The following is a 15,132-nucleotide window of genomic DNA, read 5'->3' on the forward strand; positions in this document are numbered from 1 at the left end:
TGCCATGGCGCTTCCGATATTCGGCGCGGTGACGCGGAACCGGCCTGCCGGCACGACGCCGCCGCCGGTGGACCTCGCCGGCCTCACCGAGCTGCGCGTGCACGGCGTCGGCGGGTCCACGCCGCAGAACCTGCTCGCCGACCTGGCACCGCAGCAGGTCTGGGGCGACGGCATCTCGGGCTTCTACCGCACCGCCGACACCCGGGGGCGTCATGTCGAGGGCTACTCCTGGGGCGGGCTGACCTCCAGGAGCGGGACCCGCGTGTTGTGGCTGCTCCTGCTGCCCTTCGCGCTGGCGAACCTCGCGGGGTGGATGTGGCCGCTGGCGATCCGTCGGGCGCCCCGGCTGTTCAGAGTGTTCCGGATCGCGGCGCGGATGGCGGCGCTCGCCCTCACCCTGAACGTGCTCTTCCTGGTGAGCGTGATCGCCATGGACTACGTCGCCTACCAGTGCGGCGGCAACCGGGCCTGCGTCGCCTCGTGGTGGCCGAACCCGTTGCGGATGGCCGCCGTCGCGCCGTATCCGGGGCGGCGTCTCCTGGTCGGGGCGCTGGTGCCGCTGCTGGCCATCGGGATGCTGGCGGGGCTGTCGTACCGGTCGCAGCTCCGCTACGAGCAGGTCCGCCCGCCTGGCGCGCCCGATCCGCGCGAGCCCTGTCCCAGGAGCGCCGCCGGCCTGGAGGGCGGCCTGCGCGATCCCGACTTCTGGAACACCTCCCCTTACACCCGTGAGCTCGGCCGGACCCACCTCGCGGCGGGTCTCGCCCTGCTGGCCGTGCTCATCGCCTATGCCACGCGCTCCTCGCTCTCCGGGCAGGGCGCGGTCCTGGCCTGGTGGTGGCCTGCGGGGGTGGCGGCGGCGGTGCTGGCCGGCGCGGTCGCCGCGGTCGTTCCCGAGCGGGTGAACGCCGCGGCTCACGTGTTCGGCCGCACGCTCCTGGGCGGGGCGCTGCTGGCGCTGGCGCTCGCCGCGCTGTTCGCCTGGCTGCAACCCCGCCCCGGCGCCGCGCAGGTCACCGGACCGCATGAGTTGCCCGGGCTGCGGCCGGCGATGACCTGGATGTACGGCGGGCTCGCCGCCACGCTGCTGCTGGTGCTCGCGTGCCTGGTCGCGGCCTCCTTCTTCCGCGGTGAGCCGGGCAGGAAGGCGTTCAGGTGGGGCGCGCCGTTCATGGTGCTCGTCCTCGCGGCCGCACTGGCCAACGCCGTGCTCATCGGCCTGCTCATCCGGGTGGCCGCCGCCATGGGAGAGGTCCGGTACGCCTCCTCGCCCTCGCGCGGCGCCGAGCCCGTCATCGCGGTCCTCCCGGTGTTCGGGGACCTGGCCGCCTACCTGTTCCTGGAACCCCTGGCGGCGATCGTGCTGTTCGCCTGCGTGCAGGCGTTCCTGTGGTGGCGGGCGGGGCGGGCGGACAACTCGGTGCGGGAGGAGTACTCCGCCGCCGGACGGGACCGGTCCACCTCCACGGACCCCTGGCTGGCGACCACGGTCGACGGAGATCCCCGCTGGAGCACACCCGCGATGCAGCGGTGGGCCACCCGGGTGGCCAGGGCGAGACGGCTCGCCGTCGTTCCGCTCACCCTGGACCTGCTGCTCACGGGCATGATCGGCGTCGGTCTGCTGCTGCTCTTCCGGCCCGGATGGGGCATCAGGGCGAACGGGGCCGAGCGGGTCTCCTCGGAGCTGGCCGACCTCGCCACCGCGCTCACGACCCTGCTGCCCATCGTGGTCCTCATGGTGGTCCGCGCCGGCTGGAAGGACTCCACCACCCGGCGGACCGTGGGCGTCCTGTGGGATGTCGGCACCTTCTGGCCGCGCGGCTTCCACCCGCTCGCGCCGCCGTCGTACGCCGAGCGCGCCGTTCCCGAGCTCCAGCGCCGCGTCTGGTTCCTGCACGACAACGACGCGCGCATCCTTCTCGCGGGCCACAGCCAGGGCACGATCCTGGCCACCGCCGCCCTCGCGCAGTCGGCGGCGGTGTGGCCACCCGACCTGCGGGTGGTCCTGGTCACCTTCGGCTCGCCTCTGCGCACGTTGTACGGCCGAAACTTTCCCGCCTACTTCACCGACGAGCTGGCCCAGGCCCTGCTCTCCGACGGCCACGTCACCACCTGGAAGAACTTCTACTACCTCACCGACTACATCGGCGGCTCCCCCGCCGCCCCCGGCCTCAGGGACGTGGACCGCCTGCTACCGGACCCGCCGACCTGCTGGTTCCGCTACGGCGACGCCCTGCCTCAGATCGGCTCCCACAGCGGTTACTGGCATGACCGGACCATGTGGGACGAGATCGACGCCCTGCTCCCGCGGACAACATGGTGACCCCCTGCGAGCACGTGAGACCGCCGGGATCGGCGGGCCGAGATCCACGCTAGGTGCCGGGGAAAGGCCGTTCGGCGGGACGAAGGTCATCAGCGGCAGGGCCGAAAGTCCTTGGTCGTCATCACCGGGTGCTCTTCGGCGCCGGCGAAGACCAGTCCGAGCTCGTAGGCGAGGACCGCCGCCTGGGTCCGGTCGCGGGCGCCGAGCTTGTCCAGGACGTTGCGGACGTGCGTCTTGACCGTCTCCTTCGACACGTACAGCGCCGCGGCGATCTCCGCGTTGTTCTGGCCGAGCGCGATGTGCCGCAGCACCTCCAGCTCGCGCGGGGTCAGCTCGACCGGCAGCTTCGACGTGCCGTGATGCGGAGCGGCGATGCGGCGCAGCGCGTCGGGGAAGAGCACCGCGTCGCGGGAGTGCACCAGCCGGACGGCGTCCACCAGCTCGCGCGCGGGCGCGCGTTTGAGCACGTAACCGGCGGCGCCGGCGCGCAGCGCGCCCCAGACCAGGTGGTCGTTCTCGAACGTCGTGACCACGATGACCCGCGTCGCCGGGGAGCGGCGGGCGAGCTCCTGGGTCGCGGCCAGCCCGTCGAGGCGGGGCATGCGGATGTCCATGAGCACGACGTCCGCGCCGGCGCCCGCCGCGACGGCCTCGCGGCCGTCGGCCGCCTCCCCCACGACCTCGATGTCGTCGTGGACGGAGAGCATCGTCGCCCACCCAGAACGGATCAGCCGCTCGTCATCGGCCAGGACGACGCGGATCACGGTGGCGGGGTCGCCTGGATGCGCCATGTGCCCTCCTTCCTTCCTCCGACGACCGACGTTAGCCGACGTCCCGCCACACGGCCTCACTCTCCCGGGGGAGCCCTCCCCGTCAGGTGGAAACCTCGGCTGCCGGCTCTTCGCGATTACTCGCCGGCAGGCGTACACGATCAGGAACGAGGCAGCGCGCCGACGGCCGGGGCGGCTACGCGCCCGCTGAGCCGGCGGCGGCGGCGTAGCGGCGGGCCAGGCGGGCGAAGGCGTCCTTGAGCTCGGCCGGGCCGACGACCTCGATGTCGGCGTCGAACCTGCCGATGGCGGCGGCCAGGCCCGGCCAGGACCACGAGCCCAGGACGAGCCTGCATCGGTCTGGGCCGAGCTCCTCCACGACGCCGTCACGGGTGTAGCGGGACACGGCGGCGGCGGGCAGGTCGAGGATCACCTCGCCGCGGCAGGGCCAGTCGCCCGAGCCGTCGGAGCCCAGGAACCTGCTGGTCACGAAGGCGGCCACGTCGCCGTCCGGCAGCTCGCGCGGGATGAAGCGGGGCCCCGTGGGGGTGCGCGGAGTGATCCGGTCGGCGCGGAACGTACGCCAGTCCTCGCGGTCGAGGTCCCAGGCGACCAGGTACCAGCGCCCGCCCCAGGTGATGAGGTGGTGGGGCTGCGCCCGGCGCGGCGGGACCTGCTCCCCGTAGTCGAAGCGCAGCACCTCGCGGGCGTGGACGGCGGCGCTGAGCGCCATGAGCACCCCGCTGTCCACCTGCGGGTCCGGCCCTGGCCGGTCGACGGCGGTGACCTGGAGGGTGTCGATGCGGTGGCGCAGCCGGGCGGGCATGACCTGCCGGATGGTGTTCAGCGCGCGGGCCGCGGCCTCCTCGATGCCGGCGCGGGTGGTCGTCGCGATCTGGAGCGCGACGGCCAGGGCGACGGCCTGCTCGTCGTCGAACAACAACGGCGGCAGCTCCGTGCCGGCCTCCAGCCGGTATCCGCCGTCGGGACCCTTGAAGGTCACGATGGGATAGCCGAGTTCGCGCAGGCGGTCGACGTCGCGGCGCACGGTGCGCGGGCTGATCTCCAGTCGCTCGGCCAGCAGCGCGCCCGGCCAGTCCCGGCGCACCTGGAGCAACGAGAGCAACGCCAGCAGTCGCGCTGAGGTCTTCGGCATGATCCCATCTTGCCGCAGGAAGAGGACACATCCTGACCTCTTCACTGGCCGCGCCTCTGGGTCGGCTCTCCCCCTCCTGACCTGGGCGTTGGAATTGTCCAAAGGTTGCTGGACGGACGCAGGACAAAGATCCCTTGGTGTTGGCCGGGGCCGTCGGCCAGCGTGGTGAGTGAGCCCCGGTGCGATCCGGGGCGTTCGTCGAGACAGGGAAAGAGGATCATGAAGTACTCGAAGATCGTCCCCGCGATCGCCGGCGTCGGCGCCGCCTTCGCGATGCTGACCGTCCCGTCCGCTGCCAACGCCTCAGCGCAGTCCATCTCAGCGCAGTCCACCGAAGCCTGGACGTTGTCCGCGCACCGGGCGTCCGCTTCGTGCACCTCGCCGAAGGGGAAGAAGATCAATGTCTCCTGGGGCGACGGCAACGTCTCCACGACCGTGTACTTCAACAACCACTGCAACCAGAAGCGGTGGATCGAGCTGAAGTTCGTGAAGGAGAACCACAACTTCTTCTGGAAGTGCGTCGGGGTCAACGGCAAGACCAGCGGGAAGAAGAAGGTCGGCTACTCCAACCCGGACAAGGTCGTCATCACCAAGAAGATGTCGAACTGCCCCGTCTGATCCGCTGGGGCCGCCCCGGCCAGTACGGGCTGAGCAGGTCGAACTGGTTGGGCAGCCCCAGCAGGTCCTGCCGAACAGGATGCCCGGGGTGTTCCAGTCCGACAGGTCCAGGGACAGCCGGGCCAGCGCGGAATACCTCACCCCGTTCGGCGATTTACGAGCCGCCCGGGTGAGGTAGGTCGAGCCTGCGCAACTCCTGGCGGTAGCGCTTGGCGTTGCCGCGGTACTCGTCCACGGCGGAGCCGACCCACTCGCGCAGCGCGCCGCCCTCCATCGGCCGGGAGTGGGCGGGCACGCCGACGGCCAGATGACCGGGCGGCACCTCCAGCCCCTCCGGCACGAGGGCCTGGGCGCCGACCACCGACCCCGCGCGCACCACGGCGCGGTTGAGCACCACCGAGCCGGACCCGATGAGGCAGTGCTCCTCCACCGTGCAGCCTTCGAGGTGGGCGTTGTGCCCGACCACGCAGTCGGCCCCGACCACGGTGGGCCAGCGCTCGGTGGTGTGCACGACCGTGCCGTCCTGGACGGAGGTGCGCTCGCCGATCTCGATGCGCCCGAAATCGCCCCGGAGCACGGCGCCCGGCCAGACCGACGACTCGGCCCCGAGCGTGACGGCGCCGATGACGACGGCGTCGGGGTGGACGTAGGCGTCCGGGTGGATGCTGGGCGTCAGGTCACCGAGGGCGTAGATGGGCATATGGGATCACTCCCCCGCTCGCAGGCCGGCATACACCTTCGCCGCGTTCCCTCCGAGCACGGCCGCGGCCACGTCGTCGGGGAGCAGCCCGGCCACGGCGCGGGCGTTGAGCGCGACGCCGGGCACGCCGGGCCAGTCGGTGCCGAAGATCCACTTGCGGGCCAGGCGGGTCAGGTCGTAGCGGGCGTAGTACTCGGGCAGCCGCTTGGGCGGCAGGCCGGACAGCTCCAGCCAGACGGTGTCGTTGGACAGGGCCAGGAAGGCGGCGGCGTCGTACCACCAGCCGCGCCCGCCGTGCGCGAGCACCACGTCGAGGCCGGGGAAGTCGCGGATGACCGGGACGAGGTAGGCCGGGTCGGCGTTCTCGTTGGCCGAGCCGGGGAAGGAGCTGGTGCCGCAGTGCACGACCAGCGGCACACCGCGCTCCTCCAGCACGTGGTAGGCGGGGTAGAGGGCACGGTCGTCGCAGCGGAACCCGCCGTGCACGGGGTGCAGCTTGAGCGCGGCGGCCCCGAGGCCGAGCTGGCGGCGCACCTCGTCGGCGATCGGGAAGTGCAGGTGCGGGTTGACGTTGGCGACCGGGCGGAAGCGGGCCGGGTTGTGCTCGACGATCGGCAGCAGGTCCTCGAACGTCTGTGTGCCGGTCGCCTTGGGGCTGTACTCGCAGAACAGCAGCGCCACGTCCACGCCCTGGGCGGCGAAGTGCTCGTCCAGCCGGTCCGGGCGCGGCCGGCCGCCGACGTCCCAGATGTCCTCCAGTACGCCGTCCGCGCCGAAGTCGCGCGCCCATCCGAGCCAGGCGGGCTTGAGCGTGCCGAGCACCGGCACGTGCACGTGCGCGTCGATGAGCGGGATCCCGTCGATCATGCCCGGCCCACGGCGGTCACACCCGCCCGAGATCGAAGTCGCCCTTGCGGCCGGTGCCGTAGCGGCGCAGGGCGCCGTCGGGGCCGGACGCGTTGGGGCGGACGAAGATCCAGTTCTGCCACGCGGTGAGCCTACCGAAGATCTTCGTCTCCAGCGTCTCCGGGCCGGCGAAGCGGTGGTTGGCCTCCATGCCGGTCAGCGCGTCTGGCGACAACGAGGCACGCTCCTCGAACGCGATCCGCAGCTCCTCCTCGAAGTCGATGTCGTCCAGGGCCATGGTGACCAGGCCGAGCTCCAGCGCGGCCACGGCGTCCAGCGGCGCTCCCTGACGGGCCAGGACGGCGTCCAGATCGGCGTCGTTGCCCCAGAAGCGCGACTGGAGACGGGACAGGCCGTTGCCCATCGGGAAGTGGCCGTCGTTGGAGGGGGTGAGGACGATGGTGGCGGGGGTGGCGTCGTCGTCGCGGTCCTCGTACACACCTTCCAGCATGTACTGCCGGTCGGCGGCCAGGGCGAGCTCGGCCAGCAGCCCGGCGAAGGCGCTGCCGGGCTCGATGACGGCGATGAGGCTGCGGCTGGTGACGTCGAGGCGTTTGAGCGTGCGCTTGTAGTAGTGGCGCACCTCGTTGAGGAACCAGCCGGGCTCGCGCGACTGGGCGTCGTAGGCCAGCACCCGATCGTGCTCGCCCGCGGCGCGCAGGACCCAGATGCCGAGGTCCGGTTCGTTGGTCCGCAGGTGGAGGATGAGGTCGTCCAGGGCGCGGGTCACGGCCAGCGGCCAGTAGCCGGCGCCCTGGGCGGCGGGGTCGGGCGGCGGGGCGTCGTGCGGGCCGGACACGGTGATCTCGACGCGGTGCCGCGGCCGGTCGATGCGTGCGGAGAGGTAGGGGTAGGTGATGACGTCCCCCTCGTCCTTGCGGTCGAGCGGGGTCAGGACGACGCCCGCTCCTGAGGCGGGCCGCCCTGAGGCCGCCGCCGCCTCCTCGGCGCGCCTGGCGACCTCCGCGTTCATGGCGTTGCGGGGCACGGCGGCGTCGACCAGGCCCCACTCGACGGCCGCGCGGCCACGGAAGCCCTCGGCCCTGGTCGCGAACACGTCGGCGCGATCCCTGCGCACGTGCCGCTTGTCGACCACGCGGGTCAGGCCGCCGGTGCCGGGCAGCACGCCGAGCAGCGGCACCTCGGGCAGCGAGACGGCCGAGGAGCCGTCGTCGACCAGGACGATCTGGTCGCAGGCCAGCGCCAGCTCGTAGCCGCCGCCCGCGGCGGAGCCGTTGAGCGCGGCGATCCAGGTCTGGCCGGAGTGCTCGGTGGCGTCCTCCATGCCGTTGCGGGTCTCGTTGGTGAACTTGCAGAAGTTCACCTTCCAGGCGTGCGTGGACTGGGCCAGCATGCGGATGTTGGCCCCGGCGCAGAACATCCGGTCCAGGCCGCCGGTCAGCACGACCGCCCCGACCTCGGGGTGTTCGAAGCGCAGCCGCTGTACGAGGTCGTACAGCTCGATGTCCACGCCGAGGTCGTAGGAGTTCATCTTGAGCTCGTAGCCGGGGACGAGGCCGCCGTGCTCGTCCACGCGCAGCGTGACGGTGGCCACCGCCCCGTCCACTTCGAGCGTCCAGTGACGGTAACGATCCGGCGAGGTCGCGAAGGTGACGGTCAATGGGTGCTCCGTTGAACGAAGGGGTTCCGCTACAATGCTCTACGTATTCACGATGTAGCGTCAAGTCTTTGTAGAACGACGGGAGAGCAGACGTGGCCATCGGGAGCGCCCGTTCGCTGCTGCTGACGGTGCTCGGCGAGTTCATGCTCCCCCGCGAGGGCGAGGCCTGGACGGGCGCCCTGATCGACGCGCTCGGCGCCCTCGGCATCGAGGAGAAGTCCGCGCGGCAGGCGCTCTCGCGCGCCGCCGCCGAGGGCCTGATGGAGTCGGCACGGCACGGCCGCAAAGTGCGCTGGAACCTGACCGAGGCCGGGGACCGGCTGCTGCGTGAGGGCACCGAGCGCATCTACGGCTTCATGCGCCGCCCGCACGCCTGGGACGGCCGCTGGCTGGTCCTGACCGCGGGCGTGCCGGAGACCCAGCGGCGGCTGCGGCACCGGCTGCGCACCAAGCTCACCTGGCTCGGCCTCGGCTCCCCCTCTCCCGCCCTCTGGGTGATCCCCGACGCCTCCAAGGAGGCCGCCGTCCGCGAGGTCATCCGGGAGCTCGACCTCACCGACCGCGCCTACGCGTGGAGCGGCCCCTCCGCCCAGATCGGCGACACCGCCAAGCTGATCAACGCCGCGTGGGACCTCGACGACGTGGAGAAACGCTATCTCCGCTTCATCGAGGATTTCGCGGGCCGGACGGTCGCCTCCGACCGGGAGGCGTTCGTCAACCAGGTGCTGCTGATCCAGGAGTGGCGGCACTTCCCGTTCCTCGACCCCGACCTGCCGGCCGAGCTGCTCGACCACGACTGGCCGGGATCTCGCGCGGCGGCCGTCTTCCACGACCTGCACGACCGGTGGCACCGGCGCGCGCAGGCCGAGTGGGATCGGATGGACGAGGCGGCGGCCATGCGCCATTAGGCGCTTCCCGCGCCGACGCCCCTGGAGCTCCGGGCGATCTCGCGGAGCTGTAACCGTGGGCACAGGCAGGCGGGAAAACGCTGTCCACGATGGGATCTCCACATCCACAACGGAAGGTGACATCGTGCGTCTGCTCGCCGGTTTGACGATGAGTGCCCTGCTCGCCACCGGACTGCTGGCCGCCACCCCCGCCATGGCCGCCGTGCCCGTGGACTTCTCCGCGGACTCGGGCGACTCGTGCCGCCGCGGGATCACTGAAGGCACACTCGAAAGGTACGACGGGCCGGTCGTCCGGCCGCTCGTCAACGTCGAAGGATTACTCTCCGACTCGGCCCGACCGACCGTCTGCAACCCCGACGAAATGTACTCCACGGCCTCGTTCAGCGCCTACCGCGGCAAGGATCTGGTGGATTCGGAGACGTACAAGGCGGATGACGAGCAGATCAAGTTCGCCTTCTCGCTGTCCGACTCCACGGGGGTGCGGATCATCGACCGGGTGGTCGTGCAGGTGTGCCGGTACAGCAACTCGCCCGTCGGGATCAGCTACTGCGGCTCCGCGCAGGAGTACAAGATCCCCTAACCCCGGGTCGCACCGGACGTGCGAACCTGTTCGGTGAACAGACGGGCGACGAGTTCGCCGCGGCTGGAGATGCCCGCCTTGCCGAAGACGGCCTTGAGATGGCCGCGGACGGTGTGCGGGGAGATGAACAGGGCCGCGGCGATCTCGGCGGTGGGCAGACCTCGTGCCACGAGCCGGGCGATCTCGAACTCGCGCGGCGTCAGACCGTACGCCTGGGCGACGATCAGCGCCAGGTCGGCGGGGGCGGCGGGCTCGATGACGAGCACGATCGGGCCAGGCCGTCCCCCTGGGCCGCTCAGGCAGGAGGCGCGGCAGGTCAGCCACCGCCCGTCGAGGGTTCTGATGCGGATCCGGGCGCTGCCGCGATCGCGGCCCTGGGCGATGGCGCGCGCCTGCAGGGCCGTGCCGATCAGCCAGATGGGCAGGCTCAGCCCGAGCGCCGACGGCTTGGACGGCCCGTCCGGCAGCGACGCCAGATAGCGCCGGGCCTCTTCGTTGATCGACGTGGCCTCCCCGTGCTCGTCGAAGAGCAGCAGGCCGGGGGCGGAGGCGTCGTGTTCGCCGGCGGACTCGTACGGCGTGGCGAAGCGGCGCAGCCGGTCGGCGAGCGGCCCTGACAGGTCGGCGAGCAACGCGATCTCCGCCGCGCCGAACGCGGGGCCGCCCCGCATGCGGAACAGGCTCACCGAGCCCCACGGCCGGCCGCCGATCCGCAACACCGCCCGCAGTTCGTCGTGCACGCCCTGGCCGCCGAGCAGGCGGCGGAAGCGGGCGCTGCGCGCGGGCAGGTCGCCGGTGGCCGCGCGCAGACCGGCCACGGGCACGGCGGCGCGGGCGAGGTCACGGAACGGCAGGACGTTCTCCTCCAGGAGTTCGCTCTCCCAGTAGGCGGCGCAGTCTTCGCGCGAGCCGAGGTTCTCCACCAGCATGGGCGCGGTGACCAGGCCCGTCTCCGGGTCGGTCGCCGACCACACGGCGGCGTCGAACGGCATCAGCCGCCGCAGCCTGGCCGAGGCGCGGCCGAAGAAGTCGAGCGCGTCGGCCGCCCGCTCGGCTGCCGACACGACCTCGGCGTGACGGGTCATCGAGCCTCCTTGCCGTACCGGCTTCCCCGAACAGGACCCGCAGGTCAGCCTGCCTCGTCACGCCCCTCTTCGCCAACCCCTCGTTTGAGGGGGTCTCCAGACGACGCTGATGTGGTGAGCGGCGCGGTGAGGTGGGCCAGCAGGCGCGCGGGGGCGTCTTCCTGCAGGAGGTGACCGGCGTCCTCGATCCAGTGGAGCTCGGCGTGCGGGATCCTCTCGTGCAGCCACTCGGCGTAGCGCGGGGGAAGGATGCGATCCTCGCGTCCCCAGATGAGGCGCACAGGCAGGGAGATCTCGCCCAGCAGATGCTCGTACGCGGCCGTGTCCACCTGCCGGATCTGGCTGTACTGGCGGTAGAACGCGGCCTGCCCCTGAGCGCCGCGCCACGGCGCGAGGAAGGTGTCGAGGACCCCCGGCCGGAAGCCGGCATGCGTGGCGTGGCGCAGGTGGCTGGCCACCAGTGCCTCGTGGGCGTAACCGGGAAGCTGCCGGAAGACCTCCGCCTGGCTGAGGATGAGCTGGAAGAGCCCTCTCTCCCACTGGCCGCCGCTCACCGCGTCGAAGAGGGTGAGATCCCGGAAGCTCGCTCCTTCCAGCAGCAGGGCGCGCAACGCGACGGCGCCGCCGATGTCGTGGGCGACCACGCTCGGGCGGGACAGCTCCCAGTGCTCCAGGAGCCGGCTGAAGTTCCTGGCATGAGCCGCCAGGCTGAGGTCCTGGCCTTCGCTCTGCTCCGACTGGCCGAATCCGAGATGGTCGAACACGAAGACCCTGCGGGTCAAGGCGAGCGCCGGCGCGACATCCCGCCACAGGAAGGACGAGTACGGGGTGCCGTGGACGAGCACGACCGGGTCGCCGCGACCCATGACCGCCCAGCGCACCGCCCCGTCAGGCGTCTCGAATCGCTCGCCCAGCGTCCACTCCAAAACCTTTCCCCCTGTTCGATCGGATACCGCAACGACAGCCCTCCCCGTTGACCGAATGGTTATGCCGTAGCGCCCCACAAGCCCCCGTTTGAAGGGTTCGTTCCTCAGTGATCCGCCGCGAACGCGGTATGGAGCGCGGCTTCTATGTCCGCGAGGCTCGGAAGCCACCGTTGAGACGAAACAAGGGGGAACGTGGTGCGTATCGCGATCGTGGGAGCCGGCGCCGCCGCGGTCGGCGTGCTGGACGCGCTGGCCGTCAGCGGGGCGGAGGCGGGAGAGGTCACCGTGTTCGAGCCGTCCCCGCACCTGTGGCGGGGCCGCCCGTACGGGCCTGATCTGGACAGCGTGCTGGTCAACGCCCCGCCCGCCATCATGTCGATCCGCCACGCGGATTTCGGGCACTACGCCTCCTGGCTGGGCCCTGAGCGTGCCGAGGCACACCTGGACGACCTGCTGGGGCAGCCGCTGGTGCCGCGCGCGCTCTACGGCGAGTACCTGGTGGACACGGCCGAGGCCGCCCTGGCGGAGCTCCGGGAGCGAGGGTGGCGGACCCGGGTCGTCGCCGCCCGGGTCGTCGCGGCGGCCCGCTCCGGCCGGGGTTGCCGGTTGCGTACCGAGGACGGGCACGAGCATGCGGCCGACCAGGTGATGGTGTGCGTGGGCGGGGGGACGCCGACCGACCACTACGGTCTGGGCGGCGCGCCCGGGTTCGTGGGTGATCCGTATCCGCTGGCGGACACGCTCGATCGGGTGCCCGGCGGGGCCGGGGTCGCGGTGATCGGCAGTGGGCTGACGGCCGTGGACGCGGTCGTGTCGCTCGCCGCGCGCGGCCACGACGGGCGGATCGCGCTGGTGTCGCGCAGTGGCATGTTGCCGCACGTCTGGCAGCGTCCCCTCGGCTACCGGCCGCGGCGGCTGACCGCCGAGCGGGTGGAGGCGGGCGCCGTCACCCTCGACGGCCTCGCCGCGCTGCTCCGCGCCGAACTGGACGACGCGGGTGAGGACTTCGCGCACTTCACGAGGGAACTGCTGGCGGCGGGCACCGAACAGCCCGTGGAGCGGTTGCGGCGGCAACTGGCCGCCGTCGGCGACCCCTCGATCGGGCGACGGGTGTTGCAGGAGAGCGCGCACACCATCGGCCCGTACGCCTGGCGGTTGCTGCCCGAGCCCGACCGCGAACGGCTGCGCCGCCACTTCCGCCTGGCCACCAGCGTCGCCTCGCCGATGGTGCCGGTGAACGCCGCCATCCTGCTGCGGCTGTTCGACTCCGGGCAGCTCACCGTGGTGTCGAGCGCACGCAAAATCGAGGCAGGCTTCCTGGTACGGGCCGACGGCGGTGATCTGAAGGCGGACGTCGTCGTCAACGCCGTGAACCCACCGCCCCAGTCGGTGCCCCACGCGGCCGAACCGCTGGTCACCTCGCTCCTCGCGGACGGACTGGCGACTATGCACCCGTCGGGCGGGCTGGTCCCGGCCGACCCTCGCCTGCACGTGGTGGGCGACCTGGCCGGCGGCGGCCCGTTCATCACCTCCGGCATCCCGGGCGTCGCCGCGCGCGCCGCCGGCGCGCTCAGGACAGCTCTATCGTCCGGGTCGTGATCTTCGGCTGTTCTCCACGTCACCGGCCAAGAAAAAAGCGGGACGCGACGGCTCCGCACAGCACAGCCAACGGGTGTGAATCACGCGTGCTGTGCGAAGACCGCCGCGGCCCGCCGCCTTTTGGGCGGGGTGCGATTTACCACCATCCCCCGCCTCCCCAGGGGCCACCCCAGCCGCCCCACCAGCGCCTGCGCCTGCGCCGACGCCAGCGGCAACGACGGCTACGCCAGCCGCGCCGGCCGCAGCCCCCGCCTTCCTCGAATCCCAGTATTTCCGTCATCATTCTCCTCCCCCGTCAGTCACTCTCTAATTCCGACGTTAATACATAAATCGTGACAAACTATGCTATATTCCTGAATTTCGCCGGGCTTTGACGGTTATATTCACCGCGTAAAAGCGTGTCAGCGGGCGAGCGGCAGTGAACGGTTGCCTAGCGTGTGAACATGGACGACCGGATGAGCCACCGCTGGGCGGCTTTCAAAGGGTCGCCGTTCTTCCCCGCGACCGTGATCGTGCTGATCCTCGGGGCCGCGGCGGGGCTTTTCGCCGGGTCCTACACCTACGCCATGGCCAACCCGACCCCGCATCGCATCCCGGTGGCGGTGGTCGGGGTCAGTCACGAGACCGTACGCGGCAGGGCGTTCGCCGCCGGCATGGAGCAGGAGCTGAACGCCTCGCTCGCCCTGCGGTTCGAACCCTCCCTGGAACGTGCCATCGAGGCGGTCGAGGAACAACGGGTCTTCGGGGTGCTCGTGGTGCGTGGGGCCGATGTCACGCTGGAGGTGTCGAGTGCCTCGGGCGCGTCGGTGGCGCAGGTGCTCAGCGAGGCTGCGCCGAGGGTGGCCCCGCGCGTCGGGGTACGCCTGACGGTGCGCGACATGAAGCCGCTCCAGCGGGGCGATCCGCGCGGCCTGGCGCTGTTCTACATCACGCTCGCCGCGGTGGTCATCGGGTTCATCGGGGCCGTCCAGCTCAGCGTCAACGCGGGCGCGCTCTCGCCGTGGGAGCGCATCGCGTTCAGCGCGGCGTACGCGGCGCTCGGCGGGCTGTCCATCGTGGCGGCCGTGGACTGGGGGCTCGGAGCGCTCGACCTGCCGCTACTGGAGTCCTGGTTCATCCTGGCGCTGACCATGTTCGCCTCCGGGATGGTGTTCACCATGTTCAACACCCTCGTACGGCGCTGGGCGATGTTGCCCACCTGGGGGTTGATGGTGCTGCTGGGCAACCCGTCGTCGGGCGGGGCCGTGTCCTGGCCGCTGCTGCCCTCGCCCCTGGGCGAGATCGGACGCTGGCTGCCGCCGGGAGCCTCGATCAACGCCCAGCACACCGCGGTCTACTTCGGGAGCCATCAGCGGCTGATGCCGTTCCTGGTGCTGGCGACCTGGGCGCTGGTGTCGTGCGTCGTCTTCCTGATCTGGCGCGAGCGCCACCCCGGAGGCCGCTCCACGGTCGCCGAGGCCGCCTGAGTGCCCCGCATGAAACTTTCATCCGGCTTTGCGGATAATCCTGCAATCGGTTGTTGCAGAAATAGCGACGCAACCAGGAAGAACACCCTGCGGTGTTTGCAGTTTTGCCGACATGCATTGACGTTTCCGCCAGGTAACGCCACTGTGTCTGCAACCGGTTGGTGCCGGAAGCGCAGAGAGCGACGCGCTCGCTGACGACCCTGACAACCCACCCCTGCCCTCTTCGACGTCCCCTGCCACGCCGGCGGGCACCGCCCCGGCCGCGGGCACGATCGACACCCGACGAAGCGCTTCCCCATGCCCTGAATCACGAATGGAGCTGGACGTGCACAAGAGAACAAGACTGGCGGTCGTGCTGACCGCCGCCCTGGTGGCAGGCGGCAGCATTGTCGCCATGCTCGCCACCGCCGCCTCGGCGGCCCCGTCCACCGGGAATTACACGCTGGTCAATGCCGGGAGTGGTCTGTGTGCCGC

General features: G+C 71.3%; 13 protein-coding genes. 6 read left to right on the top strand and 7 right to left on the bottom strand.

Going from position 1 to position 15,132, the window contains the following annotated elements:
• Positions 1 to 4 precede the first annotated feature (4 nt).
• Entirely contained in the window at positions 5 to 2,323 is a 2,319-nt protein-coding gene (locus ACFPZ3_RS31285) for a hypothetical protein (protein ID WP_379517878.1), read from the top strand.
• Positions 2,324 to 2,412: 89 nt separating this feature from the next.
• On the opposite strand, the gene ACFPZ3_RS31290 is transcribed toward ACFPZ3_RS31285, so the two are convergent.
• Together ACFPZ3_RS31290 and ACFPZ3_RS31295 are read right to left on the bottom strand one after the other, a co-directional pair.
• The gene (locus ACFPZ3_RS31290) at positions 2,413 to 3,114 is read right to left on the bottom strand and encodes a response regulator transcription factor (protein WP_379517879.1); all 702 of its coding nucleotides are present in this window, start codon (positions 3,112 to 3,114) and stop codon (positions 2,413 to 2,415) included.
• 175 nt (positions 3,115 to 3,289) lie between these two features.
• Entirely contained in the window at positions 3,290 to 4,249 is a 960-nt protein-coding gene (locus ACFPZ3_RS31295) for a helix-turn-helix transcriptional regulator (protein WP_379517880.1), read from the bottom strand.
• A 219-nt stretch (positions 4,250 to 4,468) separates the two neighbouring features.
• Here ACFPZ3_RS31295 and ACFPZ3_RS31300 point away from each other — a divergent pair, with 219 nt between their 5' ends.
• The gene (locus tag ACFPZ3_RS31300; RefSeq protein ID WP_379517881.1) at positions 4,469 to 4,867 is read left to right on the top strand and encodes a hypothetical protein; all 399 of its coding nucleotides are present in this window, start codon (positions 4,469 to 4,471) and stop codon (positions 4,865 to 4,867) included.
• A gap of 154 nt (positions 4,868 to 5,021) precedes the next feature.
• On the opposite strand, the gene ACFPZ3_RS31305 is transcribed toward ACFPZ3_RS31300, so the two are convergent.
• From ACFPZ3_RS31305 to boxC, 3 genes are read right to left on the bottom strand one after another with little or no spacing between them, the layout of a single operon-like run.
• Entirely contained in the window at positions 5,022 to 5,567 is a 546-nt protein-coding gene (locus tag ACFPZ3_RS31305; RefSeq protein WP_379517882.1) for a gamma carbonic anhydrase family protein, read from the bottom strand.
• 6 nt (positions 5,568 to 5,573) lie between these two features.
• Positions 5,574 to 6,434 (bottom strand): amidohydrolase family protein, encoded by an 861-nt coding sequence (locus ACFPZ3_RS31310; RefSeq protein ID WP_379517883.1) that lies wholly within the window; start codon positions 6,432 to 6,434, stop codon positions 5,574 to 5,576.
• Between the two features lie 16 nt (positions 6,435 to 6,450).
• Complete coding sequence (gene boxC / locus ACFPZ3_RS31315) at positions 6,451 to 8,094, bottom strand: 2,3-epoxybenzoyl-CoA dihydrolase (RefSeq protein WP_379517884.1); 1,644 nt, start codon at positions 8,092 to 8,094, stop codon at positions 6,451 to 6,453.
• A 92-nt stretch (positions 8,095 to 8,186) separates the two neighbouring features.
• Between boxC and ACFPZ3_RS31320 the strand changes: the two genes are divergently transcribed.
• A complete protein-coding gene (locus ACFPZ3_RS31320) occupies positions 8,187 to 9,002 on the top strand; it encodes a PaaX family transcriptional regulator (protein ID WP_379517885.1) in 816 nt (271 codons plus the stop codon).
• A gap of 124 nt (positions 9,003 to 9,126) precedes the next feature.
• Positions 9,127 to 9,582 (top strand): hypothetical protein, encoded by a 456-nt coding sequence (locus tag ACFPZ3_RS31325; RefSeq protein ID WP_379517886.1) that lies wholly within the window; start codon positions 9,127 to 9,129, stop codon positions 9,580 to 9,582.
• On the opposite strand, the gene ACFPZ3_RS31330 is transcribed toward ACFPZ3_RS31325, so the two are convergent.
• Positions 9,579 to 10,667 (bottom strand): helix-turn-helix transcriptional regulator, encoded by a 1,089-nt coding sequence (locus ACFPZ3_RS31330; protein WP_379517887.1) that lies wholly within the window; start codon positions 10,665 to 10,667, stop codon positions 9,579 to 9,581. The two genes, ACFPZ3_RS31325 and ACFPZ3_RS31330, sit on opposite strands and share 4 nt — an antisense overlap.
• Positions 10,668 to 10,711: 44 nt before the next feature.
• Positions 10,712 to 11,593 (bottom strand): alpha/beta fold hydrolase, encoded by an 882-nt coding sequence (locus ACFPZ3_RS31335; protein ID WP_379517888.1) that lies wholly within the window; start codon positions 11,591 to 11,593, stop codon positions 10,712 to 10,714.
• Between the two features lie 195 nt (positions 11,594 to 11,788).
• On the opposite strand from ACFPZ3_RS31335, the gene ACFPZ3_RS31340 reads away from it, so the two are divergent.
• Together ACFPZ3_RS31340 and ACFPZ3_RS31345 are read left to right on the top strand one after the other, a co-directional pair.
• Positions 11,789 to 13,192, top strand: a complete 1,404-nt coding sequence (locus ACFPZ3_RS31340) for an FAD/NAD(P)-binding protein (RefSeq protein WP_379517889.1) — start codon at positions 11,789 to 11,791, stop codon at positions 13,190 to 13,192.
• Positions 13,193 to 13,635: 443 nt separating this feature from the next.
• On the top strand, positions 13,636 to 14,658 hold the full coding sequence (locus tag ACFPZ3_RS31345) for a YhgE/Pip domain-containing protein (protein ID WP_379517890.1): 1,023 nt from the start codon (positions 13,636 to 13,638) through the stop codon (positions 14,656 to 14,658).
• The last annotated feature ends 474 nt before the right edge of the window (positions 14,659 to 15,132 follow it).

The sequence above is a fragment of the Nonomuraea insulae genome (assembly GCF_042656245.1).

Coding starts and splice junctions, on each gene's coding strand:
- ACFPZ3_RS31285 (WP_379517878.1), top strand. CDS start 5: ATGGCGCTTCCGATATTCGGCGCGGTGACGCGGAACCGGCCTGCCGGC.
- ACFPZ3_RS31290 (WP_379517879.1), bottom strand. CDS start 3,114: ATGGCGCATCCAGGCGACCCCGCCACCGTGATCCGCGTCGTCCTGGCC.
- ACFPZ3_RS31295 (WP_379517880.1), bottom strand. CDS start 4,249: ATGCCGAAGACCTCAGCGCGACTGCTGGCGTTGCTCTCGTTGCTCCAG.
- ACFPZ3_RS31300 (WP_379517881.1), top strand. CDS start 4,469: ATGAAGTACTCGAAGATCGTCCCCGCGATCGCCGGCGTCGGCGCCGCC.
- ACFPZ3_RS31305 (WP_379517882.1), bottom strand. CDS start 5,567: ATGCCCATCTACGCCCTCGGTGACCTGACGCCCAGCATCCACCCGGAC.
- ACFPZ3_RS31310 (WP_379517883.1), bottom strand. CDS start 6,434: ATGATCGACGGGATCCCGCTCATCGACGCGCACGTGCACGTGCCGGTG.
- ACFPZ3_RS31330 (WP_379517887.1), bottom strand. CDS start 10,667: ATGACCCGTCACGCCGAGGTCGTGTCGGCAGCCGAGCGGGCGGCCGAC.
- ACFPZ3_RS31345 (WP_379517890.1), top strand. CDS start 13,636: ATGGACGACCGGATGAGCCACCGCTGGGCGGCTTTCAAAGGGTCGCCG.